The 23,461-nt window shown below is 66.8% G+C and carries 17 protein-coding genes; 8 read left to right on the top strand and 9 right to left on the bottom strand.

Translation table 11 applies throughout. From position 1 onward, the window contains the following. The first annotated feature begins 185 nt into the window (after positions 1–185). The 3 genes from AC5RTS_RS06630 to AC5RTS_RS06620 all read left to right on the top strand — a co-directional run bounded on the left by AC5RTS_RS06630 (position 186) and on the right by AC5RTS_RS06620 (position 3,928). A complete protein-coding gene (locus AC5RTS_RS06630; protein ID WP_493991277.1) occupies positions 186–1,880 on the top strand; it encodes an ABC transporter substrate-binding protein in 1,695 nt (564 codons plus the stop codon). A 102-nt stretch (positions 1,881–1,982) separates the two neighbouring features. Beyond that, complete coding sequence (locus AC5RTS_RS06625; RefSeq protein ID WP_227903293.1) at positions 1,983–2,987, top strand: ABC transporter permease; 1,005 nt, start codon at positions 1,983–1,985, stop codon at positions 2,985–2,987. Continuing rightward, positions 2,984–3,928 (top strand): ABC transporter permease, encoded by a 945-nt coding sequence (locus AC5RTS_RS06620; RefSeq protein WP_423723746.1) that lies wholly within the window; start codon positions 2,984–2,986, stop codon positions 3,926–3,928. Before AC5RTS_RS06625 ends, AC5RTS_RS06620 begins: the two co-directional genes overlap by 4 nt. A 101-nt stretch (positions 3,929–4,029) precedes the next feature. Here AC5RTS_RS06620 and AC5RTS_RS06615 read toward each other — a convergent pair whose 3' ends face one another. Together AC5RTS_RS06615 and AC5RTS_RS06610 are read right to left on the bottom strand one after the other, a co-directional pair. Next, entirely contained in the window at positions 4,030–4,614 is a 585-nt protein-coding gene (locus AC5RTS_RS06615) for a tetratricopeptide repeat protein (protein ID WP_493991276.1), read from the bottom strand. Positions 4,615–4,616: 2 nt separating this feature from the next. Further along, entirely contained in the window at positions 4,617–6,362 is a 1,746-nt protein-coding gene (locus tag AC5RTS_RS06610) for a dipeptide ABC transporter ATP-binding protein (RefSeq protein WP_493991275.1), read from the bottom strand. A gap of 124 nt (positions 6,363–6,486) precedes the next feature. Here AC5RTS_RS06610 and AC5RTS_RS06605 point away from each other — a divergent pair, with 124 nt between their 5' ends. The 5 genes from AC5RTS_RS06605 (at position 6,487) to AC5RTS_RS06585 (ending at position 14,775) form a co-directional block, all read left to right on the top strand. Then, positions 6,487–8,211, top strand: coding sequence for an ABC transporter substrate-binding protein (locus AC5RTS_RS06605; protein ID WP_493991274.1), 1,725 nt, complete (start codon positions 6,487–6,489; stop codon positions 8,209–8,211). A gap of 124 nt (positions 8,212–8,335) precedes the next feature. Further along, on the top strand, positions 8,336–9,826 hold the full coding sequence (locus tag AC5RTS_RS06600; protein WP_493991273.1) for a malate:quinone oxidoreductase: 1,491 nt from the start codon (positions 8,336–8,338) through the stop codon (positions 9,824–9,826). A 131-nt stretch (positions 9,827–9,957) separates the two neighbouring features. Continuing rightward, the gene (locus AC5RTS_RS06595; RefSeq protein ID WP_493991272.1) at positions 9,958–13,074 is read left to right on the top strand and encodes an efflux RND transporter permease subunit; all 3,117 of its coding nucleotides are present in this window, start codon (positions 9,958–9,960) and stop codon (positions 13,072–13,074) included. Between the two features lie 111 nt (positions 13,075–13,185). Further along, positions 13,186–14,310: a CE1758 family FMN-dependent luciferase-like monooxygenase gene (locus AC5RTS_RS06590; protein WP_493991271.1), complete on the top strand. Its 1,125-nt coding sequence runs from the start codon at positions 13,186–13,188 to the stop codon at positions 14,308–14,310. Positions 14,311–14,319: 9 nt separating this feature from the next. Then, complete coding sequence (locus tag AC5RTS_RS06585; RefSeq protein WP_493991270.1) at positions 14,320–14,775, top strand: MarR family winged helix-turn-helix transcriptional regulator; 456 nt, start codon at positions 14,320–14,322, stop codon at positions 14,773–14,775. A 45-nt stretch (positions 14,776–14,820) separates the two neighbouring features. Here AC5RTS_RS06585 and AC5RTS_RS06580 read toward each other — a convergent pair whose 3' ends face one another. Genes AC5RTS_RS06580 through AC5RTS_RS06550 form a run of 7 tightly spaced genes read right to left on the bottom strand, consistent with a single transcriptional unit; the run spans position 14,821 to position 23,456 of the window. Continuing rightward, entirely contained in the window at positions 14,821–16,290 is a 1,470-nt protein-coding gene (locus tag AC5RTS_RS06580) for an MFS transporter (protein ID WP_493991269.1), read from the bottom strand. Next, positions 16,290–17,693: a M20/M25/M40 family metallo-hydrolase gene (locus tag AC5RTS_RS06575; RefSeq protein ID WP_493991268.1), complete on the bottom strand. Its 1,404-nt coding sequence runs from the start codon at positions 17,691–17,693 to the stop codon at positions 16,290–16,292. Before AC5RTS_RS06575 ends, AC5RTS_RS06580 begins: the two co-directional genes overlap by 1 nt. 55 nt (positions 17,694–17,748) lie before the next feature. Further along, entirely contained in the window at positions 17,749–18,921 is a 1,173-nt protein-coding gene (locus tag AC5RTS_RS06570; RefSeq protein ID WP_493991267.1) for a cysteine desulfurase family protein, read from the bottom strand. After that, a complete protein-coding gene (nadC, locus tag AC5RTS_RS06565; RefSeq protein ID WP_493991266.1) occupies positions 18,918–19,790 on the bottom strand; it encodes a carboxylating nicotinate-nucleotide diphosphorylase in 873 nt (290 codons plus the stop codon). Before nadC ends, AC5RTS_RS06570 begins: the two co-directional genes overlap by 4 nt. After that, positions 19,787–21,433, bottom strand: a complete 1,647-nt coding sequence (locus AC5RTS_RS06560) for an L-aspartate oxidase (RefSeq protein WP_493991265.1) — start codon at positions 21,431–21,433, stop codon at positions 19,787–19,789. The genes nadC and AC5RTS_RS06560 overlap by 4 nt, the downstream gene beginning before the upstream one ends. Further along, positions 21,430–22,731 carry a quinolinate synthase NadA gene (gene nadA / locus AC5RTS_RS06555; RefSeq protein WP_493991264.1) on the bottom strand — a complete coding sequence of 434 codons (1,302 nt, stop codon included), beginning with the start codon at positions 22,729–22,731 and terminating at the stop codon, positions 21,430–21,432. The genes AC5RTS_RS06560 and nadA overlap by 4 nt, the downstream gene beginning before the upstream one ends. Beyond that, positions 22,728–23,456 (bottom strand): NUDIX hydrolase, encoded by a 729-nt coding sequence (locus AC5RTS_RS06550; RefSeq protein ID WP_493991263.1) that lies wholly within the window; start codon positions 23,454–23,456, stop codon positions 22,728–22,730. Before AC5RTS_RS06550 ends, nadA begins: the two co-directional genes overlap by 4 nt. Positions 23,457–23,461: the final 5 nt, after the last annotated feature.

Here is a 23,461-nt window from a genome sequence, read left to right as displayed (position 1 = left end):
GCCCTGCCCGACCATCAAGGCGTGACCAAATCGTGACCGCGCCGGGGGTGTCGTATTTCACGTAACAGAAACACTTCGCCATTAGGCTCTGTCCATACGTTTGTGTCCGAGGACACATTCGGCCGGTATGCCGGCCGCAGGCAACACTCGCCTTAGCGTTTACCCGCCCTAGAGGAGTACCGAATATGTTCCCAGCAGACAGAGTCCGGAAAGGCCGTTCCGCGAAGAAACGCGCGTCCGCCCTGACCGCAGGCCTGGCCCTGAGCGCTCTTGTGCTCTCCGGCTGCGCCCAAAGCAACCGTGAAGAAGGCGACGCCGGTACCTCCGGCGACGTTGACGGCACCTTCGTTTTCGCCGCGTCCTCGGACCCCAAGTCCCTGGACCCCGCTTTCGCCTCCGACGGCGAGTCCTTCCGCGTCAGCCGCCAGATCTTCGAAGGGCTTGTGGGCGTGGAGCCCGGCACGGCTGACCCTGCACCGCTGCTGGCCAAGTCGTGGGAAAACTCCGAAGACGGCATGACCTACACCTTCGATCTTGAAGAAGGCGTCACGTTCCATGACGGCACCGATTTCAACGCCGAAGCGGTCTGCGCCAACTTCGAGCGCTGGTACAACTTCAGCGGCATCCAGCAGGCGGAAAGCCAGGCGTACTACTACGGCATGCTCTTCAAGGGCTTCTCGGATACCCCCGAAACGGCTACCTACAAGTCCTGCGAGGCCCCCTCGGATACCGAGGCCGTGATTACGCTGAACAAGCCGTTCGCCGGCTTCGTCGCCGCCCTGTCCCTGCCGGCATTCGCGATGCAGAGCCCCGCCGCCATGGAGGAATTCGGCGCCAACGAATCCTCGGGGACCGCTGAAGCACCCGAGCTGACCGAATACGCCAAGGAACACCCCACCGGCACTGGACCGTACAAGTTCGATGCCTGGGATGTGGGCAGCCAGCTGACCCTCTCCCTGAATGAGGACTACTGGGGCGAGGAAGAAGCCCAGGTCACCGACATCATCTTCCGCGTCATCGATGATCCGCAGGCCCGCCGCCAGTCGCTGGAATCCGGCGACATTGACGGCTACGACCTGGTGGCTCCGGCTGACACCGAGTCCCTGGCCGCAGCAGGTTTCAAGGTGGTCCCCCGTGATCCCTTCACCATCCTCTACCTGGGCATGAACCAGCAGGTACCGGAACTGGCCGACGTCAAGGTCCGCCAGGCCATCTCCCACGCCATCGACAAGGACGCCCTGGTTTCCCAGACGCTGCCCGAAGGCACCAAGGTGGCCACGCAGTTCATCCCCGAGGTTGTCAACGGTTACAACGACGACGTCACCACCTACGAGTACGACCCCGAGAAGGCCAAGTCGCTGCTGGCCGAAGCCGGTTACCCGGACGGTTTCACCATCGACTTCAATTACCCCACCGGCGTCTCCCGCCCGTACATGCCCACCCCCGAGCAGGTCTTCACCAACCTCAGCGCACAGCTGGGCGAGGTAGGGATCAAGGTCAACCCGCTGCCGAACAAGTGGTCCCCGGACTACCTCGACCGCGTCCAGGCCGGACCCGATCACGGCCTGCACCTGCTGGGCTGGACCGGCGACTACAACGACACCGACAACTTCGTAGGTGTGTTCTTCGGCCAGGAGAAGCCCGAATTCGGCTTCAACAACCCGGAGATCTTCACCGCACTGGAGGAAGCACGCCAGGTGTCCAAGCTCGAAGAGCAGACCCCGCTCTACGAGCAGATCAATGAAGACATCGCCCAGTTTGTGCCGGCAGTACCGCTGGCCCACCCGGCGCCGTCGCTCGCGTTCTCTGAGCGGGTGGATTCCTACCCGGCCAGCCCCGTGAATGACGAAGTGTTCAACCAGATCAAGCTCAACAAGTAACGCAGCGAAGGCCGGGGACCCCAGCGGTCCCCGGCCTTTACGCGTGTTCCAGTCTTTTTCCCCACCAGATCCTCCAGCTCCCACGGCTGGGAAAGGACGCTCGTGTTACGAGTCATCGGCAAACGCCTGCTTATGCTGATTCCCACCCTCATAGGCCTCTCCATCCTGCTGTTCCTGTGGGTACGCAACCTGCCCGGAGGCCCGGCCACCGCCCTGCTCGGGGACAAGGCCTCGCCGGAAGCCATCGCCAACATTAATAAGGCCTACGGATTCGACCGCCCGCTGATCGAGCAGTACTTCACCTATGTGGGCAAGCTTCTCCAAGGGGATTTCGGCACGTCCATAGTCACCGGCCGCCCCGTCCTGGAGGAATTCGCCACCCGCTTCCCGGCCACCGTGGAACTTGCGGTCGTGGCACTGATCTTCGCAATCGGCATAGGCATTCCCCTCGGCTACCTGGCCGCCCGGCATTACGGCCGCTTCTGGGACCACGGCTCGGTGGTCCTCTCCCTGATCGGCATCACCGTTCCGGTGTTCTTCCTGGCCTTCATCCTTAAATGGGTACTGGCCATCCAGCTGGGCTGGTTCCCCACCGACGGACGCCAGGATCCGCGCATTAACGCGACACATGTGACGGATTTTTATGTCCTTGACGGTCTGCTGACCCGGGAATGGGATGCCTCATGGGATGCCATCATGCACCTGGTCCTGCCGGCCATTGCCCTGGGCACCATTCCGCTGGCGATCATTGTGCGCATCACGCGCGCCTCGGTCCTGGAAGTCCAGGGTGCCGACTACGTCCGTACCGCCCGGGCCAAGGGACTCATGGAGAAAACCATCCGCGGCCGGTTTGTCCTGCGCAACGCCATGCTGCCGGTGACCACCACCATCGGCCTGCAGACCGGGCTGCTGATTTCGGGGGCGGTGCTCACCGAGACGGTCTTCGCATTCAGCGGTATAGGCCGGTTCCTGCGGGATGCCATTTTCGCCCTCGACTATCCCGTCCTGCAGGGCTTCATCGTTTTCATTGCCATAGCGTACTCACTCATCAACCTGCTGGTTGATGTGTCCTACGGCTTCATCGATCCAAGGGTGCGTGTCCAGTGAGTACTACTCTGCCTCCCGCCGCGGGCGGGTCCGTTCTTCCCGAAGGCGCACCCACCGCCAAGCCGGCCACCGGAAGCGGCATGTGGAAGGACGCCTTCCGCCGGCTGCGCCGCAACCCTGCCGCCATTGCCGGGGCCGTCATTGTCGGCCTGTTTGTCCTCGTGGCGATTCTTGCCCCGCTGCTGGCACCGTACGGCGGCAATGACCTGCCGGGCCGGACCGAAATCACTCCGACCAGCATTCCGGGACCCGGCGATATCGACGGCTATCCCCTGGGCCTGGACCGCTTCGGCGGAGACGTGCTCTCCAAGCTCATCTGGGGCGCCCGGGCATCACTGATCATCGGCGTGGTCTCCACCGCCCTCGGCCTGTTGGGCGGAATGCTCCTGGGCGTCATTGCCGGCGGCCTGGGCGGCTGGGTGGACAGCGTCATCATGCGGTTCGTGGACATCCTGCTCTCCGTTCCGAACCTGCTGCTCGCCGTCAGCATCGCCGCACTGATGGGCCAAAGCTCCATGGCGATCATGATCGCCATCGGTGTGTCCCAGGTGCCGATCTTCGCCCGGCTCCTGCGGTCCTCCATGATTTCCCAGCGCAGCGCGGACTACATCCTCTCGGCGCAGACCCTGGGGCTGAGCCGGCGGACCATCACCATGAGCCACCTGCTGCCCAACAGCACGGGTCCGCTCATTGTCCAGGCCACGCTGACCCTGGCAACCGCCGTCATTGATGCTGCTGCCCTGTCCTTCCTCGGCCTCGGCGGCGGACTGCCGCAGACCGCCGAGTGGGGCCGGATGCTGACCTACGCGCAGGCCGAACTGGCCGTGGCCCCGCAGCTGGCCTTCCTGCCGGGTATCTGCATTGCCATTACTGCCCTGGGCTTCACCCTGCTGGGTGAGTCCCTGCGTGAAGCGCTGGATCCCAAGACGCGGCGCAAGTAAGAATCACGCGCCAGGGACCGGTCCCTGGCTGCACAAAGGGAAGGTCCCCTCCGGCGTGGAGGGGACCTTCCCTTTGTTAATAGCACTTCTCTGGACGGTGCTCAGCCCGGGGCAGCTGTGCCGGACTGGGCAGCGTCCAGCGAAGCGAGGTACTCCGCGTTGCCCCTGATGGCCGGCACATACCGCTGCAGATCCGGGGAGTCGGCATTCTCGGCCAGGAGCAGCAGCAGATTGGCCAGGGCGCGGTCCGCACGGCCTGCGGCGTGAAGCGTCAGCGCCTCGAAGACCCCCAGCGACACCGAACCGGGAAAGTCCTGCCGGGCACGGGCAAAAACGGCCAGTGACTGCTCCGTCCGTCCCAGATTCCGCAGGGTGCTGCCGTACTGCAGGCAGCACCTGCGCAGCACATCTCCGGCGAGGCCGGCCGCCAGCGCCTTTTCGTAGTACCCGGCAGCCTCCTCCTCCCGCCCGGCGGTGTCATAGGCCCCGCCGACCTCATAAAGGACGCGGGCATTACCCGGGTGCCGCCGGAGTACGGCCAGCAGGGCCGCGATGGTCGGACCCATGTCCTCACGGTCCCGGGCAGCCAACAGTCCGTCCAGCTCCGCCTCGAGCGCGCCGTCCGGGTTCTCCGCCGGTTCCCCGGCCGGTGTGCCCTCCCCTGCGGCACCCGACGTCGGTGCCATGGTCAGGAGGCCAGCTCGCCGTCGAGCTCCGCGTCACCCTGGATGTTCAGCTCATTGCCCGGGATGGACGCCAGCAGCTTGCGGGTGTACGGGTGGCGGGGGTTGGAGAAGACTTCCTCGGAGGTGGCCGCCTCCACCAGCTCGCCGTCCTTCATCACGCACACGTAGTCCGAAATCAGGCGGACCACTGCCAGGTCGTGGGAGATAAAGAGGTAGCTGAGCCCAAACTCGCGCTGCAGGTCCCCCAGCAGCTGGAGGATCTGTGCCTGGACCAGCACGTCCAGCGCCGAGACCGGCTCGTCGCAGACAATCAGTTCCGGCTTCAGGGCCAGGGCCCGTGCAATGGCCACACGCTGGCGCTGGCCGCCGGAGAGTTCTGCCGGATAGCGGTGCAGCATCTCATGCGGCAGCGCCACCTGGTCCATCAGCTCCAGGATGCGCCGGCGGCGTTCGGCCCGGTCCCCGCGTCGATACGTCTTCAGCGGTTCCTCCAGGATCCGCTCAATGGTGTACATGGGATCCAGGGAGGAATACGGGTCCTGGAAGATCGGCTGCACCCGCTGCCGGAAATCACGCAGCTGGACCTTGTCCAGCGTGGCCACGTCCATCCCGTCAAAGGTCATGGACCCGGACGTCGGCTCGATCAGTTTCAGCAGCATCCGCGCCGTGGTGGTTTTGCCCGAGCCGGACTCCCCCACAATGGCCACTGTCCGGCCGCGCGGGATATCCAGGGTGACGTTCTTCGCGGCATAGAAATCGTCGGCACGGCCGCGGATTTTGAAAACCTTGGTCAGGTCGCGGAACTCCACGATGTTGTCCACGGCTGCGGTGCCGGTGCTCCTGCCCTCCGCTTCCCCGGTGCCTGCGGCTGCGGGCAGGCCGGATTCCCCTGATTCGGAAGCTGCGGAAGCTCCGGCGAAGGCCCCGGGCCGGAGGCGGACCGCGGCAACGCTGGGGGCCGCCCGGACCAGTGACTGGGTGTAGGGATGCTGCGGGTCCTCCAGCAGCTGCCGTGCCGGACCGGTTTCCACCACTTCGCCGCGGTGCATCACCACCAGCTGGGAGGCACGCTCGGCGGCAAGTCCCAGGTCGTGGGTAATCAGCAGGACGGATGTGCCCAGCTCTTCGGTCATGCGGTCGATCTGGTCCAGGATGGTCCGCTGCACGGTCACGTCCAGGGCACTGGTGGGCTCATCGGCAATCAGCAGACGCGGCCGGCAGGCCAGGCCAATGGCGATCAGGGCACGCTGGCGCATACCGCCGGAAAACTCATGCGGATACTGCTTGGCACGTTCCTGGGCGTTGGGCAGCCCGGCCGCGGTGAGGACCTCCACCACCTTTTGGTCAACATCCTTGGAGGTGGCCATGCCGTGCACCAGCAGGGTTTCGGCCACCTGGGTTCCGATCCGGGTCACCGGATTGAGGTTGGACATTGGATCCTGCGGCACCAGGCCGATGGACCGGCCGCGGATGGCCCGCATCTTCGCTTCCGGAAGCCCTACGAGTTCCTGCCCGTCGAAGCGGATGCTGCCGGAGGCAACCTTGCCGTTGCCCGGCAGCAGGCCGATCACCGCCATGGCCGTAGTGGATTTTCCGGATCCCGACTCACCCACAATGGCCAGGGTCTCACCGGCCGGAAGGGAGAATCCGGCGTCCCGCACCGCGGCCACGTTGCCGTCCATGGTGCGGAAATTTACCGCGAGGTTGCTCACCTCGAGCAGGGGGGAATCAGTGCTCAAATCAGTCATTTCCCCATCCTGCCCCACTCTGGCCCCATGTGACGCGTGTCTCTGCGCTGTTTACCTGTTTTTAATCATTTAGAATGGAAAATCCACGAAACAGAGGGATGGAGCGTCCCGGAGGAGTATCACCGTGACCCGATCCGGCGCAGCAAAATCCGGCGCAGCAGACCCCGCACCCGGACCGGACCGTCCCTTCCTTTCCCGCCGTTCACTCATCCGCGCCGGCGCGGCAGCCGCAGCATTGATGCTCGCCGGGTGCACCGCTGAAGCCGCCGGAGACAACCCGACCGCCGGACCGTCACCCACCGGCGGGAACGGCCCTCTGGCCCGCTTCACGTTTGCGACGGCGGCCCGCCCGGTAACGCTGGACCCCGCCCTTGCCTCAGATACCGAATCCTTCCGGGTCAGCCGCCAGGTGCTGGAAGGCCTGGTGGGCGTTGATGCCCTGACCTCGGCGCCGGCGCCTCTGCTGGCCACCGGGTGGACCCAGTCAGAGGACCGCAAAACCTACACCTTCGAGTTGCGCCGCGACGTAACGTTCCATGACGGGGAACCCTTCAACGCGGAAGCGGTCCGGCAAAACTTCGAACGCTGGTACAACCTGCCCGAATCAGTGCGGAGCGGCGGTTCCCTGATGTACAAGTCCGTGTTCCGGGGCTACTCGGACACGCCGGCCACCGCCGTTTACAAGAGCTGCGAGGTGGAGGACGAATACACCGTGCGGGTGGAGCTCAACACTCCGATGGAGAGCTTCATCGCAGCGCTTGCCGCGCCCGCCTTCGCCATGTCCTCCCCCAAGGCACTGGCCGGCGCCGGAGCGGACTCCCTGACCCAGGAACGCAACGGCCGCAAGGTCTCGGGCTACGGCGTCCACCCCGTGGGTACCGGCCCCTTCCGGTTCGTCGCCTGGAACGAAGACACCGTGGAACTGGCCGCCTACCCGCAGTACTGGGGTGAAAAGGGACAGATCGGCACGGTGGTCTTCCGGACCATTTCAAGCCCGGAGGGCCGGCTGCGCGCCCTGAAGAAGGGCGAAGTGGACGGCTACGACCTGGTCACCGTCAACGACGTCGGAGACCTGGCACGTAACGGGCAGCAGATTCAGCAGCGGGATCCGTATTCCGTCCTGTATCTGGGTATCAACCAGAACTTCCCCGGCCTGGACAGTGTCCTTATGCGCCAGGCCGTGGCTCATGCCATCGACAAGCCCGCCGTGCTGGACGGGCTGTTCCTCAACGGCACCAAGCCGGCCAACCAGTTCATGCCGGAAAAGCTGGGGCTCACCTCCGACTCGGTCACCGGCTACGGCTATGATCCGGAGAAAGCCCAGGAACTGCTCGAAGAGGCCGGTTACGACGGCCGCGAACTGCCGTTCTACTATCCGCGGCGGGTCACCCGCAGCTATCTGCCCGCACCGGAGAAGGTCTACGCCCGGCTCAGCGCCCAACTCACCGCCGCCGGATTCAACATCCGTCCGGTGCCCGTGGACTGGTCCGAGGGATACCTGGAAAAGGTGCAGGGCAAAGAGGACCGTGCGTTCCATCTGCTGGGACTCGCCGGCAGCTACGAGGGCGGAGACAATTTCCTCGGCACCCTGTTCGGCCGCTACACAGAAGAGTTCTCCTTTAACGATCCCGAGGTCTTTACCGGCATTGAAAAGGCCGCCCGCCTTCCGGAAGGCCAGGACCAGACGGACGCGTACCACGCCGTTTCCGACCGCATTTCCCAGCGTGTTCCGGCCGTGCCGCTGGCCTTCCCGATTTCCGCGCTGGCCCTGTCCCCGCGGGTTTCCTCCTACCCCACCAGCCCGGTCCTGCATGAGGTCTTTAACCGGGTCAGCCTCACGGACCGCTGACCCCGGCTTGGAATAGCAGTTCCCGCCGCCCTCCAAAAGCGGTATTTGTGCTGCGATAATTTTAGGAAGGCACCCGCTCGGGGATACGCTTCTATGGCTAGCGCCCACGCGACTGGAGAAGAAGTTGACTGCTAATAGCCCGGCGGAGAATTCCGCAACGAAAACTGATGTACTGCTGATCGGCGGAGGCATCATGAGCGCTACCCTCGGTGCGTTCCTGAAGCAGCTGGCTCCGGACTGGGACATCTCCCTCTACGAGCGCCTCGATCGCGCGGGGCTGGAAAGCTCCGACCCCTGGAACAATGCGGGAACCGGCCATGCCGCCCTCTGCGAACTGAACTACAGCCCGGCTGCAGCCGACGGCTCCGTGGACCCGGCCAAGGCGGTGGGAATCAACGAGCAGTTCCAGGTCTCCCGCCAGTTCTGGTCGCATCTGGTCTCCGAAGGCCATATTGGCAATGACTTCATCAACCCGCTGCCGCACATGAGCTTTGTCTGGGGCGATGCGCATTCGGAGTACCTGCGCCGCCGGCACGAATCCCTGAGTGCCCAGCCGTTGTTCAAGACCATGGAGTTCTCGGAGGATCCGGCCAAGCTGGCCGAATGGGCTCCGCTCATCATGGAAGGCCGCGACCCCGGACAGCGGGTCGCCGCTTCCCGCGTGACCGGCGGAACCGACGTCGACTTCGGGAACCTGACCCGGCAGCTGACCAACTACATGGGTGCCAACGGCGTGCACCTGAACTTCGGCCACGAGGTCGGCAACGTCACCCGTTCCTCCACCGGCGGCTGGGACGTGAAGGTCAAGGACCGGGCTACCGGGGCTACCAGCACCGTGTCCGCCAAGTTCGTGTTCATCGGCGGCGGCGGCGGAGCCCTGCACCTGCTGCAGGCCTCCGGCATCCCCGAAGGCAAGGGCTTCGGCGGCTTCCCCGTCTCCGGCCAGTTCCTGCGGGCCACTGACGAATCCATCATTTCCCGCCACAATGCCAAGGTCTACGGCCAGGCTTCCGTCGGCGCCCCACCCATGTCCGTGCCGCACCTGGATACCCGGTTCGTCAACGGCAAGCGCTCCCTGCTGTTCGGACCGTACGGCGGCTTCTCCCCGAAGTTCCTGAAGACCGGTTCCCTCCTGGACCTGCCCCTCTCGGTCCGTCCGTCCAACCTGGTGCCCATGCTGGCCGTGGCCAAGGACAACATGAGCCTGGTCAAGTACCTGGTCACCGAGGTCATGAAGACCCGCGAAGGCAAGACCGCTGCCCTGCAGGAATTCATGCCGCAGGCACAGACGGAGGGCTGGGACCTCATCACCGCCGGCCAGCGCGTCCAGGTCATCAAGAAGGACCCGAAGAAGGGTGGTGTGCTGCAGTTCGGTACCGAACTGATCACCGCCGCCGACGGCTCCATCGGCGCCCTGCTGGGTGCTTCACCGGGTGCTTCCACGGCGCCGCCCATCATGATCAATCTGCTCAAGCGGGCCTTCCCCCGGCAGTTTGACGGCTGGGAGCCGAAGATCAAGGAAATGATCCCCGGCTACGGCGTGAAGCTGAATGAAAACGAACGCCTGGCTGAAGAGATTGAAGCCGATACCAGCCGTGTCCTGGGCCTGTCCTAGTCCCGACTGACCCGGCTTACCGTTTTACGCGGCGCAGATCTGCCAGCCCGGCGGGTCTGCGCCGCGAAGCAGTTATATCGCCGGTTTCCGGCGTCTTTCCGTTGCGCACCGCCCTTCCCTAAGGCAGAAACATGGATCGTCTGGCCAAGCTGTCCCTCTCCAACAGGGCGCTCATTGCCCTGATCACGGTGTTTGTAGCCGTCTTCGGGGTGATCTCCATGAGCTCGCTCAAGCAGGAACTGATCCCTTCGCTGGAGTTTCCGCAGATCAGCGTCATCACGGCCCTGCCCGGAGCCTCACCCGAAGTGGTGGACGCCCAGGTCAGTGAACCCCTCGAAGGTGCCCTGACGGCGGTGGAGGGACTCGAATCCTCCTCGGCCACGTCGCGTTCCGGAATTTCGACGATCGCCCTCACCTTTGCCTACGGCACCGACCTGGACCGGGCGCGCGGCCAGGTGGACCGGGCCATCTCCAATGCCCGGCAGCTGCTGCCGGAGGACACCAACCCCCAGTCCCTCGCAGGCAGCATCAGCGACTTTCCTATCGTTTACCTGGCGGTTTCCTCGGACGAGCCGCTGGCAGAACTGAATGCCGATCTGCAGCGACTGACCGTTCCCCGCCTGCAGAAAATCGAAGGCGTGCGCACCGCCGAGGTGACCGGCGGATCAACCCGGCATGTGGCCATCCTCCCCGACCCTGCAGCACTGGCCGCCGCAGGTGCCACGCCGTCGGCCATTGTCGATGCCCTGGAAAACAGCGGCGCCCTGCTCCCGGCAGGCACAGTGGATGAGGAAAGCCGGACGCTCTCCATCCAGGTGGGCGCACCGCTGGACAGCCTGGAGAAGATCTCCGCCCTGCCGATTGAATCCTCCTCCGACGCCGGCACGCCGGTGACCATCGGCGACGTCGCCTCCGTGGATATCACGGAGGACGAAGCCACGTCCATCACGCGCACCAACGGCCAGGCCACCCTGGCTGTCTCCATCACGAAGACCCCGGCCGGGGATACCGTCGGCATCTCACATGAGGTTACGGACCTGCTGCCTTCCCTCCAGGACGAGCTGGGCAACGGTGCAAAATTCACCGTGATCTTTGACCAGGCGCCCTTCATCGAAAAATCCATTTCCGACCTCACCACCGAGGGCCTGCTGGGACTGGGCTTCGCCGTCCTGGTGATCCTGGTCTTCCTGCTCTCGGTCCGTTCCACCCTGGTCACCGCCGTCTCCATTCCGCTGTCCCTGCTGGTGACCTTTATCGGGCTGCTGGCCTTCGGCTACTCCCTGAACATCCTCACCCTCGGCGCGCTGACCATTGCCATCGGCCGGGTGGTGGATGACTCGATTGTCGTCATTGAAAACATCAAGCGGCATCTGGGCTACGGCGAGGACAAACGCACCGCCATCCTCACGGCCGTGCGCGAAGTGGCCGGCGCCGTCACTGCCTCCACCCTCACCACGGTGGCCGTGTTTGCACCCATCGCCTTTGTGGGCGGCCTCGCCGGGGAACTGTTCCGGCCCTTCGCCGTCACCACCTCCCTTGCCCTGCTGGCCTCGCTGCTGGTGTCGCTGACCATTGTGCCGGTGCTGGCGTACTGGTTCCTGAAGTCCTCTCCGCCGGTGGCGGATCCGGAGGCCTACCGTGCCGAAGCCGAGGAGAAGGAAACCCGGAGCCTCCTGCAGCGCGGCTACCTGCCCATCCTGCGCGGCACGCAGCGCCACCCCGTGTACACGGTGGTCGCCGGGCTGATCATCCTTCTGGCCACCGCCGCCATGACACCCCTGCTGCCGACAAACCTGCTAGGCGACACGGGACAGAACACCTTCAGCGTGCGGCAGGAACTCCCGGCAGGGACCTCGCTGGAACGCACGTCCGAAGCCGCCGAACAGGTCGAGGAAGCGTTGTCCGACGTCCCCGGCGTCAAGGACGTCCAGGTCACCATGGGCACCTCCACCTCCGGTCTCGCAGCCTTCACCGCCGGCGGGTCTGCGGTAGCCAACTTCACGGTTATCACTGAGGAAGGCGAGGACCAGGTCGCCCTGCGGGACGCTGTCCGCGCCGCCGTAGAGGACCTCGACGACGCCGGCGATGTCACCCTGGGCAGCACCGGCGGCGGTTTCGGTACATCGAACACCGTGGACATCAATCTCTCCGCCGGGGACCCCGCCGAACTGCAGCCAGCCAGTGACGCCCTGGTGGCAGCCATGTCCGAGCTTCCCGGCGTCGCCCAGGCCAGCAGCAACCTCTCCTCGTCCCAGCCGGTGGTACAGGTGACCATTGACCGGGCCAAGGCCGTGGAAGCCGGGCTGAACGAGCAGCAGATCGCCGGCCTGGTCGCCTCCACCATCAGTCCGCTTCCGGCCGGATCGGTCCGGCTGGGCACCGATGACCTGCCCGTGCTGATCGGTGAGGGCACGCCCATCACGTCCCTGGAACAGCTCAGCAGCATCTCGGTACCGGCCGGCGCCGGCTCCGTGCCGCTGAGCGAGCTGGCCACCGTGGAGGAGGTCTCGGTGCCGACGTCGGTCTCCTCCTCAGGCGGCGAACGCACGGCCATCGTTTCGGTCTCTCCGGAGGGCGACAACCTGGGCGCCACCATCACCGAAGTCCAGGCCAAGCTGGCCGACGTCGACCTGCCGGCCAGTGTCACCGCCGAACTCAGCGGTGCCGCGACCCAGCAGAACGAATCCTTCACCCAGCTGGGACTTGCCCTGCTGGCAGCCATCGCCATTGTGTACGTGATCATGGTGGCCACCTTCAAGTCCCTCCTGCAGCCCCTGATCCTGCTGGTCTCCATTCCGTTTGCGGCCACCGGCGCGATCCTGCTGCTGCTCATCAGCGGCATCCCGCTGGGCCTGCCGTCCCTGGTGGGCATGCTGATGCTGGTGGGCATTGTGGTGACCAACGCCATTGTGCTGATGGACCTGATCAACCAGTACCGCCGTCCGAGGGACAACGAGCCCGGCATGAACGTGGAGGACGCCATTTTCCGCGGCGCCCGCCAGCGTCTGCGTCCCATCCTGATGACGGCGCTGGCCACCGTCTTTGCCCTGACGCCCATGGCGCTCGGCATCACCGGGGAAGGCGGCTTTATCTCCCGGCCGCTGGCAGTGGTGGTGATCGGCGGGCTGATCTCCTCCACGGCCCTGACGCTGATCCTGGTGCCCGTGCTGTACCGCTTGGTGGAAGGGTCCCGGGAAAAGCGGGCGCAGCGCAGGGAGCAGGTCCCTGCCACAGCGGCGGACGCCTAGGCTGCCGGCTGCGGAACCGGCTCCGGGAATGAACCGGGGCCGGTTCCGGTTGGAACATAAGTCTATGCATATGCATATACTTTAAGGACCATTCCACCATCGGAGGCCACCATGCAGATCGGCGTCTTCAGCGTCAGCGACATCACCCGGGATCCCGTCACCGGGCGCATCCCCACCGAGGGCGAGCGGATCAAGGCCGCCGTGGCCATCGCCAAAAAGGTCGAGGAAATCGGCATGGATGTCTATGCCACCGGCGAGCACCACAACCCGCCCTTCTACGCCAGCTCCCCCACCACCCTGCTGGGCTACATTGCCGCGCAGACCGAGCGGATCATCCTCTCCACCACCACCACGCTGATCACCACCAATGACCCGGTGAAGATCGCCGAGGACTTCGCCATGCTCCAGCACGTGGCCGACGGCCGCGTGGACCTGGTCCTGGGCCGCGGCAACACCGCCCCGGTCTACCCATGGTTCGGCAAGGACCCGCAGGACTCGGTGGAACTGACGGTGGAGAACTACAACCTGCTCCGCCAGCTCTGGGACAACGAGACAGTGAACTGGCAGGGGAAGTTCCGCACCCCGCTGCACAACTTCACCTCCACACCCCGCCCGCTCGACGGCGTCGCCCCCTTTGTCTGGCACGGCTCCATCCGTACGCCGCAGGTGGCAGAAATTGCCGCATACTTCGGCGACGGGTTCTTCGCCAACAACATCTTCTGGCCGAAGGAGCACTACATGCAGCTGATCGGGCTCTACCGGGAACGGTACGAGCACTACGGCCACGGCCGGGCCGACCAGGCCGTAGTGGGGCTGGGCGGGCAGTTCTTTATGCGGAAGAACTCCCAGGACGCGGTCAATGAATTCCGCCCCTACTTCGACAACGCCCCGGTGTACGGCCACGGGCCCAGCATGGAGGACTTCACGGCGCAGACCCCGCTGACCGTGGGCAGCCCTCAGGAGGTGCTGGAGAAGACCCTGAGCTTCCAGGAGTACTTCGGCGACTACCAGCGCCAGCTCTTCCTGATTGACCATGCCGGCCTGCCGCTCAAGACCGTGTTGGAGCAGCTGGACCTCTTCGGAGAGTATGTCCTTCCCGAACTGCGGAAGGAATTTGATGCCCGCCGCCCCGCGGACGTGCCGGACGGCCCGACTCATGCTGCCCGGGTAGCCGCACGCGACGCTGCGCGTAACGCCGGGGACGCGGTGCCCGCACCTGCCCCTGCGGTTCAGTAGGCTGGAACCATGGACTCCTCGAACACCGCCACCCCCAAGCAGGCAGCCGAAGCGTGGGAATCCCTTTTCCGCGTACAGGTGGGCGTTATGCGCCGATTGCAGAAGGACGCGGAGTTCAAGGACCTGACCATGCGGGAATACGATGTGCTGTTCAATCTGACCCGCTGCCCGTCCGGCTGGACCCGGCTGAACGAGCTCAATGAGCACCTGTTGATCAGCCAGCCCAGCCTCAGCCGGATGGTGGACCGCCTCGAGGCGCGCGGCCTGGTGCAGCGCCGGCCCGCGGAGCAGGACCAGCGCGGCGTCGAGCTGTCCCTGACGGATGAGGGCCGCGCGCTGCAGAAACGCCTGGGCCGGATCCACGTGCGCGGCATCCATGACCTGCTGACACCGGCGCTGGACCGGGACGAGCTGGCCACGCTGAAGGAACTCACGGACAAGGTGCTGGCCAGCCTCACGGATTAGTCCCGGCGCAGGACGGCCGTCCCGCGCCGACCGCCCTGCCCCGGACTAGACCGTGCTCTCCTGCGCACCCAGCGGCGGATCGGCGAATGCCAGCCGCGGCACCAGCAGCAGCACGGCCGCCGCCACCAGCGCCGTTACCGAGCACACGGTCCACACCGTCAGGTAGCCCTCCAACGGCGCGGCCGTTCCTGCGGTTCCGCCGGCGAGGGCGTCGGCGGCGGTGCTGGCCAGGGCAATGCCGAACACGGCCGAGGCAAAGGACCCGCCAATGGTCTTGGTGGTGTTGGTAAGCCCGGTAGCCATTCCGGTGCGGTTCAGCGGAGCGGCAGCTGCCGCCGCCGATGGAAGCGCCGCCACCAGCGCACCGGAGCCGAGTCCGGCCACCACCATGTTGGCCAGGGCCTGCGGCAGTGTGTCGTGGAAGGGCAGGAACATGGCGTATCCGATGCCGACCAGCAGTGCCGCCCCCACCAGTGTGTTGCGCGGGGTGGTGCGCCGGGCAGCGACCGGAAACAGCAGCGCACCCACCAGCAGGGCCAGCACGTAGCTGCCGATGATGATGGACACCTGGGAGGCTTCCAGCCCCAGCCCGTAGCCGTGCCGTGCCGGGTCGGTGCGGGCAAAGGTGGACATGGGGGCCTGCGCGCCCAGCACCGAGATGCCGAACAGGCCGGCGGTCAGCTGGACTGGCCACATGGACGGGCGGCGCAGCATGGCGAAGTCAATCAGCGGGTCCTTGCGGCCGAGTTCGTAGCGGACAAAGGGAATGAACGCCAGGAGTCCGCCGGCGAGCACGGCCCAGGCCCACCAGGTGCCGGGTCCGTTGATCCGCAGGAACGTCAGCCCCGAGGTCAGGGTGAGCAGTCCGACGGCCAGCAGCACGAATCCCGTCCGGTCCACCGTGCCTCCGTCCAGTGCATCGGATTCCGGCACCCCGAAGTGCACCGCGAAAATGCACAGGGTCACGGCCAGTGCGGGGAAGGACAGCGTCAGCCACAGCATCCCCTCGAGCCGTTCCACCAGCACGCCGCCCAGCAGCGCCCCGCCGATCACGCCCAGCTCCAGGGCTCCCACCAGCAGGCCCGCCGCTTTACGGGTCAGCACGGCCCGGTTCGGGACGTGGCGCAGCCGGCTGAAAATCAGCGCAATTTCCATGGGCAGCCAGACCACATAGAAACCCTGCAGGGACCAGGCCGCGAGGAACGTCCAGAACCCGGGTGCGAAAGCCACGCCCCAGGACGCGGCGGCCGTCAGGACCGTGGAGACGAGCAGGATGCGCTTGTGCCCGTAAATGTCCCCCAGCTTGGCCAGGATGGGCACCGCAAGGGCACTGAGCATCAGCTGCGCGGATTCGAACCAGTTCACGTCGCCGTCGTCGATCCCCAGGTGCCGGGCGATGTCGGTGAGCATGGGCGTGTAGTAGCCCTGCAGGATGCCGCTGGTCAGTTCCACCAACACCAGGAATCCCACCACCGGGCCGAGCATCCGCAGCCCCGCCGCCGGCACGGCCGTCATCAGAGGCCGCCCATCAGGGCGCGGTAGAACAGGATGCCCTCGCCGAAGGTTTCAATGCCCAGTTTTTCGTTGTCGGAGTGAATGCTGGCGCGGTCCGCTGCGCTCATCCGGAACGGGGCAAACCGGTAGACCGCATCGCAGATGGCGGTGAAGCGGCGTGCGTCGGTCCCGCCGAGCATGATGTACGGCACCGGGACGGCATCCGGGAACGTCCCGCGGATGGTCTCTTCCAGCAGCGCGAACTGGGCGTTGGTGGTGGCCGAAACCGGCGAGGGCTCGTTGCCTTCCACCACACGCAGGGACACTTTGGGGTCCCGGATGACAGCACGCAGCCGGGTGAGCGTGGAGGCCACGCTCTCCCCCACGGCTACGCGGATATTGGCGTTGGCGGTGGCGCGGGTGGCCAGGACATTGGAGCCCTTGCTGCCGCGCAGTTGGGTAACCGCCACGGTGGTCCGGGTCATGGCATTGGGTTCCCCGCCGAGCAGTCCGAAAACCCGGGTCAGCGGACGGCGGAGCCGGCGCACGTTCCCCAGCACCAGACGGGGAAGCATCGGGGCGGCAGCGGAAAGCCGTTCCACCATTTCCACGGTCACCTCCGGCAGCGCGGCCGGGAAGGGACGGCGGTCCAACCGGAGGATCGCCCGGGCAAGGCGCGCGGTGGCGCCCATCCGGTTGGGTGTGGAGGCGTGTCCGCCGGCATCCTCAGTGGCCAGTTCGACGTCGAGGATCCCCTTTTCGGCAACGCCCACCACGGCGAGGGGAGCAGAGACGAAGGGAAAGGCACCGGAGGCCACGGCGCCCCCTTCGTCCAGTACCAGCCAGGGCCTGACACCGCGCTCCGCGAGCAGGGCTGCGGCCGCGGCTGCGGTGTCGCCGGCGGTTTCCTCGTTGTTGCCGAAGGAGAAGTAGATGTCCCGTTCCGGGGTGAAGCCTTCCGCCAGCAGCTGTTCGGCAGCCTCGAGGACAGCGGCCAGGGCGCCCTTGTCATCAAGTGCCCCGCGGCCGCAGATGGAGGTGTCGGTGATGGTGCCCGCGAACGGCGGATGCTCCCAGGCAGCCGGGTCCTCCACGGGGACCACGTCATAGTGGGCCATCAGCACCGCGGGTCCGCGGGAGTCACCGGCATCACCTTCCCCCGCACCGCCGCCCGACCAGCGGTAGAGCAGCCCGTACCCGTTGACCCGTTCCAGCTGCAGTTCGGCCGCCACCCTGGGGAAGAGTTCGGGCAGGGTGGCGATAAAGGCGTCAAACTGGTCCGTCTCCACCTCCTCAGGGATACGGGAGGAAACGGTGCGATAGGTCAGGAGCCGGGCCAGTTTCGGAGCAGCGTCCCTGCCGGTCCTCAGTGCCGACGGCGCAGGCGCGGCGGAACCGGCCTGCGGTTCAATGGTGCTGTGCATGGGCCGAGTGTAGCGGCGGTGTGGCGCAGCTCATGATGCGGACGCGAACCTGCGGCTACATTACGACGGCGGACTGCCTGGCCCTCTCCCCGCCTCTGCCCTGCACAGCTGCCACCGCTTCGATGACTGCGCGGGCTGCGTGTCCCATCTCTGCAGCCGTGGTGTGCCGGGAGAGGGTAAAGCGCACGGCCGTCTGCGCGGTTTCCCGGTCCAGTCCCATGGCGGTAAGCACCGGCGACGGCTCATCGGATCCCGCAGCGCAGGCAGAGCCGGAGGAGCACAGCAGTCCGCGGCGCTCCACCTCCAGCAGCACCGCCTCTCCTGCCGTGCCGGGAAAGCAGAAGGATGCATGTCCGGGCAGCCGCCGCACGGCCGGGCCGGTGAGCAGTGCGCCCGGCACTCCGGCGAGTACCTCCCTGATGAAGCGGTCGCGTAGCTGCGCGGTGCGGCGGGCGGCGTCCTCCTGTTCGGCGACGGCGAGCGCCAGTGCAGCGGCGACGGCGACGGCACCGGCGAGGTTTTCCGTTCCCGACCGTTTCCCGCGTTCCTGTCCGCCGCCGTGCAGCAGCGGCTCCAGCGGCAGCGCGCCCCGGACATACAGGAGACCGCAGCCGGCGGGGGCACCGAGTTTATGTCCGGAAATGCTCATGGCGTCAACGCCGAGGTCCTTCACCTGCACCGGCAGCCACCCTGCCGCCTGCACAGCATCGGTGTGAAACGGTACGCCCAGGGACCTGCAGGCACGCGCCACCTCGGTCACGGGCTGTACGGTTCCCACCTCATTGTTGGCGTACATCAGGCTGCACAGGGTGGTGTCCGGTGTCAGTGCCGCAGCGGCGGCCTCCGGGTCCACCCGTCCCGTGCCGTCCACGGGCAGGAGCGTCAGCCGGAACCCGTGGGACCGTTCCAGGTAGCGCAGGGATTCCAGCACGGCGGGGTGTTCCACCTGGCTGGACACCAGATGGCGTCCGCGGGGTGCGGCCAGGGCCAGCCCCTTGACCGCCAGGTTGTCGGCTTCGGTTCCGCCGGAGGTAAAAACGATGTCCCCCGGCCTGCACCCCAGTGCTGCGGCGGCCGTGGTCCGCGCATAGTCCAAGGCCGCGGCCGCGCCGGTACCGCGAAGGTGGCGGCTGGAGGGATTGCCGAACTCCGTGGTCTGCAGGGGTCTGATCAGCTCCAGGATTTCGGAGCGCACCGGCACGGTGGCGGCGGCATCGAGGTAGATCACCGGGCGGCCGCCATGTCCAGGCCAAGGTCCAGCGCCCGGACACTGTGGGTGAGGGCCCCGGCGGAGATCAGGTCCACTCCGGTGGCGGCAATGGCGGCAACGGTGTCGAGCCGGACATTGCCGCTGGCTTCGGTCAATGCGCGGCCGCCGATCATCCCGACGGCGCGGCGCAGCTGCGGGGGCGTGAAGTTATCCAGCAGGACCGTGTCCGCTCCCCCGGCCAGCACCGCCTCGATCTGGTCCAGGCGGTCCACCTCCACCTCGAAATGCACGGTGTGCGGGAGCTGCGAGCGGGCCTGCGCCAGGGCCCGGGACAACTCCTCACCGCTGCCGAGCAGAGCCAGATGGTTGTCCTTGGCCATCACGGCGTCCGAAAGGGAGAACCGGTGGTTGAACCCGCCCCCGCAGCGGACGGCATGGCGTTCCAGGATCCGCAGCCCCGGGGTGGTTTTTCGGGTATCGATGATCCGCGCCGATGTTCCGCGGGTTTCCGCCACGAACGCTGCCGTCACCGTGGCAATTCCACTCAGCCGCTGGATGAGGTTCAGTGCCACCCGTTCGGCACTCAGGATGGCGCGCGACGGGCCGCTGATCTCCGCCAGGACGTCCCCGGCGCCGAACACCTCGCCGTCCTGTATCCGGAGCGTGACACTGGTTTCCGCCGAGGTGAGCCGGAAGGCTGTTTCAAGGACCTGGCGGCCGCAGAACACCCCGGCCTCCCGGGCGGTCAGCTGGGCCGTGCTGTGCGCACCGGCCGGTATCAATGCCGTGCTGGTCAGGTCTCCCCACGGCGCGTCTTCCTCCAGGGCCGCGGCCACGATGCGTTCGACGGCGGCTGGATCCGCGGCAGGGATCGCAATGGTGGTCATACTCGTACGTCCGTTCTGTGCGGTTCGGCGGGGGTATGCGGGCTGTCCGTTCGGTAATGCGCGCCGAGTGAGCCGTACCGCTGCAGCGCAGCACCCACCAGCAGCCGGGCACAGGTCAGCAGGTTGGCGGTTTCCCGCTCCGGCACGGAGCCCCCTGCCGGCGGCAGCCAGGACTGCAGCTGCCGGGCGGCAGCGGCCAGGCCCGTGGCATCGCGCAGCACCCCGGCGGAGGCGGACATCAGCGCCTGCAGTCCGTCCCGCGTAACCGCTTCCTGCCCGCCCTCCTCCGGCACCGCGGAACGCTGGGCCCCTGGACCCAGCGCCGCTGAACGCCGGGGTTCAGGACCCGGCGCCACGGGAAGCCGGCCAGCGGGACCCTGCGCCACGGCCATTCCGTGCCTCACGTCCCCTGACGCCGGCCAGTCCCGGCCGGCCCGGACAGCGGCGGCCGTGCGCGCCCCGAAGACCAGGCCTTCCAGCAGTGAGTTGGAGGCAAGCCGGTTCGCGCCGTGCACGCCGGTGCAGGCGTTCTCCCCCACGGCATAGAGCCCGGGAACCGTGGTGCGCCCGGCAAGGTCCGTACGGATACCGCCCATCCAGTAGTGAGCCGCCGGTACCACCGGAACGGGGTCGTCTTCCCAGGCATAGCCGTGCGCTGCGGTCAGCGCGGTCAGCGCCGGGAAACGCCGGACCAGGTATCCCGGGCCGTGCCGGTGCCGGATGCCGGTGGCATCCAGGAAGACGCTGCGCGCTCCCGTCTCGCGCAGATGGACCGCAATACCGCGGGCCACCACGTCCCGGCCGGAAAGCTCGGAAGCGGTGACGGGGTCGAAGCGGAAGCCGGTGACCGTACCGGAGCCCGCGACAGAGCCGGGGCCGGCGAGGAACCGGTTTCCGGCAGCGTCCCGAAGCACCGCTCCCTCGCCGCGCACCGCCTCGGACACCAGCGGATGGCCGGGGACGTCCAACGCGGTGGGATGGAATTGGAAGAACTCCAGATCCGCCAGTGCTGCGCCCGCGCGGGCGGCGAGCGCCACGCCGTCGCCGGTAGCCGAGGCGGGATTGGTGGTCTGTGCGTAGAGCTCCCCCGCGCCGCCGGTGGCCAGCACCAGAGCCGTGGCCGGCAGAATGCCGGTCCGGCCGGCGGAATCCAGCACCTGAAGCCCGGCAACCCGGCCGTGTGCCAGCACGATCTCCGCGGCAAAGGTATGTTCGCGGATGCTGATCTTCGGCTCGGCACGCACGGCATCCGTCAGCGCCGAGGCGATCCCGGCCCCGGTGGCGTCCCCGTTCACATGCAGAACCCGCCGGGCACTGTGCCCTCCCTCCAGTCCGGGGTCGGGATCAAAGACCACCCCGAGCCGGACCAGTTCGGCAATGTGTCCGGCCGCCTCGGTGCACAGCGCGGCCACGGCGTCCGGATTGTTCGCCCCGGCACCGGCATCCAGGGTGTCCCGGATATGCAGGCGGATCGAATCCGGGCCGCGCAGCACCGCTGCAATCCCGCCCTGTGCATGAGGGGTGGCGCCGCTGAGCAGCCCGCCCTTGGTCACCAGGCAGACATCCAGTCCGGCGCGCGCGGCACACAGTGCGGTGTAGAGCCCGGCCACACCGCTGCCCACCACCGCCAGGGGGAGGGTCATGGACGGACCGCCAGCATCCGCTCCAGGGCGATGCGGGCGGGGACGGCGACGTCGTCCGGCACAGTGATGCGGTTATGCAGCTCGCCGCGGACCAGGCCCTCCAGCACCCAGGCCAGGTACCCGGGATGGATCCTGTACATGGTGGAGCAGGGGCAGATCACCGGGTCAAGGCAAAAGATGGTGTGCTCGGGATGGGCGGCGGCGAGCCGGCGGACCATGTTGATCTCCGTGCCCACGGCAAAGGTGCTTCCCGGTGCGGCGGCTTCGATGGCCTTGCGGATGTAGTCAGTGGAACCGGACTCGTCCGCTGCGTCCACCACGGGCATGGGGCATTCCGGATGCACGATCACCCGCACCCCGGGGAACTCCCGGCGTGCCGCGGCAATCTGGTCCGTGGTGAAGCGCTTGTGCACCGAGCAGAAGCCGTTCCAGAGCAGGACCCTTGAGTTCCTCAGTTGTTCTTCCGTGTTCCCGCCCAGCGGCAGGCGGGGATTCCACATGGGCATGGCCTCGAGCGGGATGCCCATGGCCTTGGCGGTATTGCGGCCCAGATGCTGGTCCGGGAAAAACAGCACCCGCTGCCCGCGCTCGAAGGCCCAGGCCAAAACAGCCGCAGCGTTGGAGGAGGTGCAGACGATGCCGCCGTTCCGGCCGCAGAATGCCTTCAGGGCCGCCGAGGAGTTCATGTACGTCACCGGAATGACGGGGGCTGTTCCCGCGGTTTCCTGCCCGCTGAAGACGGCTTCCAGCTGCTCCCAGCATTCTTCCACCGAGTCGATGTCCGCCATGTCCGCCATGGAGCAGCCCGCCGCCAGGTTGGGCAAGAGCACTGCCTGCTCCGGACCGGAGAGCAGGTCCGCGGTTTCGGCCATAAAGTGCACGCCGCAGAACACGATGGCTTCGGCGTCGGGGCGGGACGCGGCAGCTTGGGCGAGCTGGAAGGAATCGCCCACGAAATCCGCGTGGCGTACCACTTCATCACGCTGGTAGAAGTGCCCCAGGACCACCACGCGGTCCCCCAGCACGGCTTTGGCCGCAGAGATCCGGTCCTCCAGTTCCTGATCCGTTGCCTCAAGGTATTCCGGGGGCAGCGCACCCTGGCGCGGTGTTGCCGCCGGAGCCGGATCAGCCGCTGAGGCCCCCGGACCGTAGTGAGGGAGGGCGGCGCCGTCGAACGCCCATGGCGGCGAAGCCAGCCCGGGCCCGCACGTTGAGGACGCAGCGGCCGCCTCGTTGCGGCTGATCAGCCGGATGGCCGTTGCCACGCTGGCGCCGGGGAGTTCTGTGTCCATGCTCATTCGGTGCTCCGTTGCGGTGTTGAGGGAACCGGGCCGGGCGCCGTCTCCGGGTCCGGGGTGTAGCGGTAGAGACGCGGCGGGCGGTGCCTGCCGCCGGCGAGGTAGTGCTCGGTCGCGGAGATCTGCGGGGTTGCCCGCAGCTGGCGGCGGAAATTCGCCGGGTCGAGTTCGCGCCCCAGAACCGCCTCGTAGACTTCCCGCAGCTGCGCCAGGGTGAACAGTTCCCCCAGGAACGCGTAGGCCGCCTGGCCGTACTCGGTTTTGTTGCGCAGCCGCCACAGGGCATATTCCACGATGGTGTTGTGGTCAAAGGCCAGCTCGCCAACGGCATCGGCACGGAACCAGCGCACGTTGTCGCTTTCCCGGGCGAGGGCGGCCTCGTCCGGCTGGACCAGCGCCCAGTACACAATCGAGACAACCCGGGGCGACGGTGAGCGCTCCGGACCTCCGAAGGCATAAAGCTGCTCCAGGTAGCGGGGTGTAAGTCCGGTGGTCTCGGCCAGGTTCCGGGCCGCGGCGTCCTGCAGGGATTCACGGGCGGCCAGCGGCCCGCCCGGAAGTGCCCACCGGCCCTTGTAGGGTTCCCGGATCCGCCGGACGAGCGGAAGCCAGAGCTCCGAACGCCCGGTGTCCCGGTCCCGGCGCAGGGCGAAAATGACGGTGGAGATAGCCAGGGAGGGCGGTGCCAGTTCACGTTCGGACACGTTGGCGTAGGGGGAATACACGGCTC

This window comes from Arthrobacter sp. MDT1-49-2, assembly GCF_059090185.1.
The sequence above is the reverse complement of the archived record's forward strand: the minus strand, read 5'-3'. Positions and strand labels throughout refer to the sequence as shown.

Excerpts from the sequence above, each read along its gene's own strand:
- AC5RTS_RS06630 (WP_493991277.1), top strand. The coding sequence starts at position 186 with ATGTTCCCAGCAGACAGAGTCCGGAAAGGCCGTTCCGCGAAGAAACGC.
- AC5RTS_RS06575 (WP_493991268.1), bottom strand. The coding sequence starts at position 17,693 with ATGCACAGCACCATTGAACCGCAGGCCGGTTCCGCCGCGCCTGCGCCG.
- AC5RTS_RS06595 (WP_493991272.1), top strand. The coding sequence starts at position 9,958 with ATGGATCGTCTGGCCAAGCTGTCCCTCTCCAACAGGGCGCTCATTGCC.
- nadA (WP_493991264.1), bottom strand. The coding sequence starts at position 22,731 with ATGAGCATGGACACAGAACTCCCCGGCGCCAGCGTGGCAACGGCCATC.
- AC5RTS_RS06585 (WP_493991270.1), top strand. The coding sequence starts at position 14,320 with ATGGACTCCTCGAACACCGCCACCCCCAAGCAGGCAGCCGAAGCGTGG.
- AC5RTS_RS06615 (WP_493991276.1), bottom strand. The coding sequence starts at position 4,614 with ATGGCACCGACGTCGGGTGCCGCAGGGGAGGGCACACCGGCCGGGGAA.
- AC5RTS_RS06560 (WP_493991265.1), bottom strand. The coding sequence starts at position 21,433 with ATGACCCTCCCCCTGGCGGTGGTGGGCAGCGGTGTGGCCGGGCTCTAC.
- AC5RTS_RS06590 (WP_493991271.1), top strand. The coding sequence starts at position 13,186 with ATGCAGATCGGCGTCTTCAGCGTCAGCGACATCACCCGGGATCCCGTC.
- AC5RTS_RS06580 (WP_493991269.1), bottom strand. The coding sequence starts at position 16,290 with ATGACGGCCGTGCCGGCGGCGGGGCTGCGGATGCTCGGCCCGGTGGTG.
- nadC (WP_493991266.1), bottom strand. The coding sequence starts at position 19,790 with ATGACCACCATTGCGATCCCTGCCGCGGATCCAGCCGCCGTCGAACGC.
- AC5RTS_RS06610 (WP_493991275.1), bottom strand. The coding sequence starts at position 6,362 with ATGACTGATTTGAGCACTGATTCCCCCCTGCTCGAGGTGAGCAACCTC.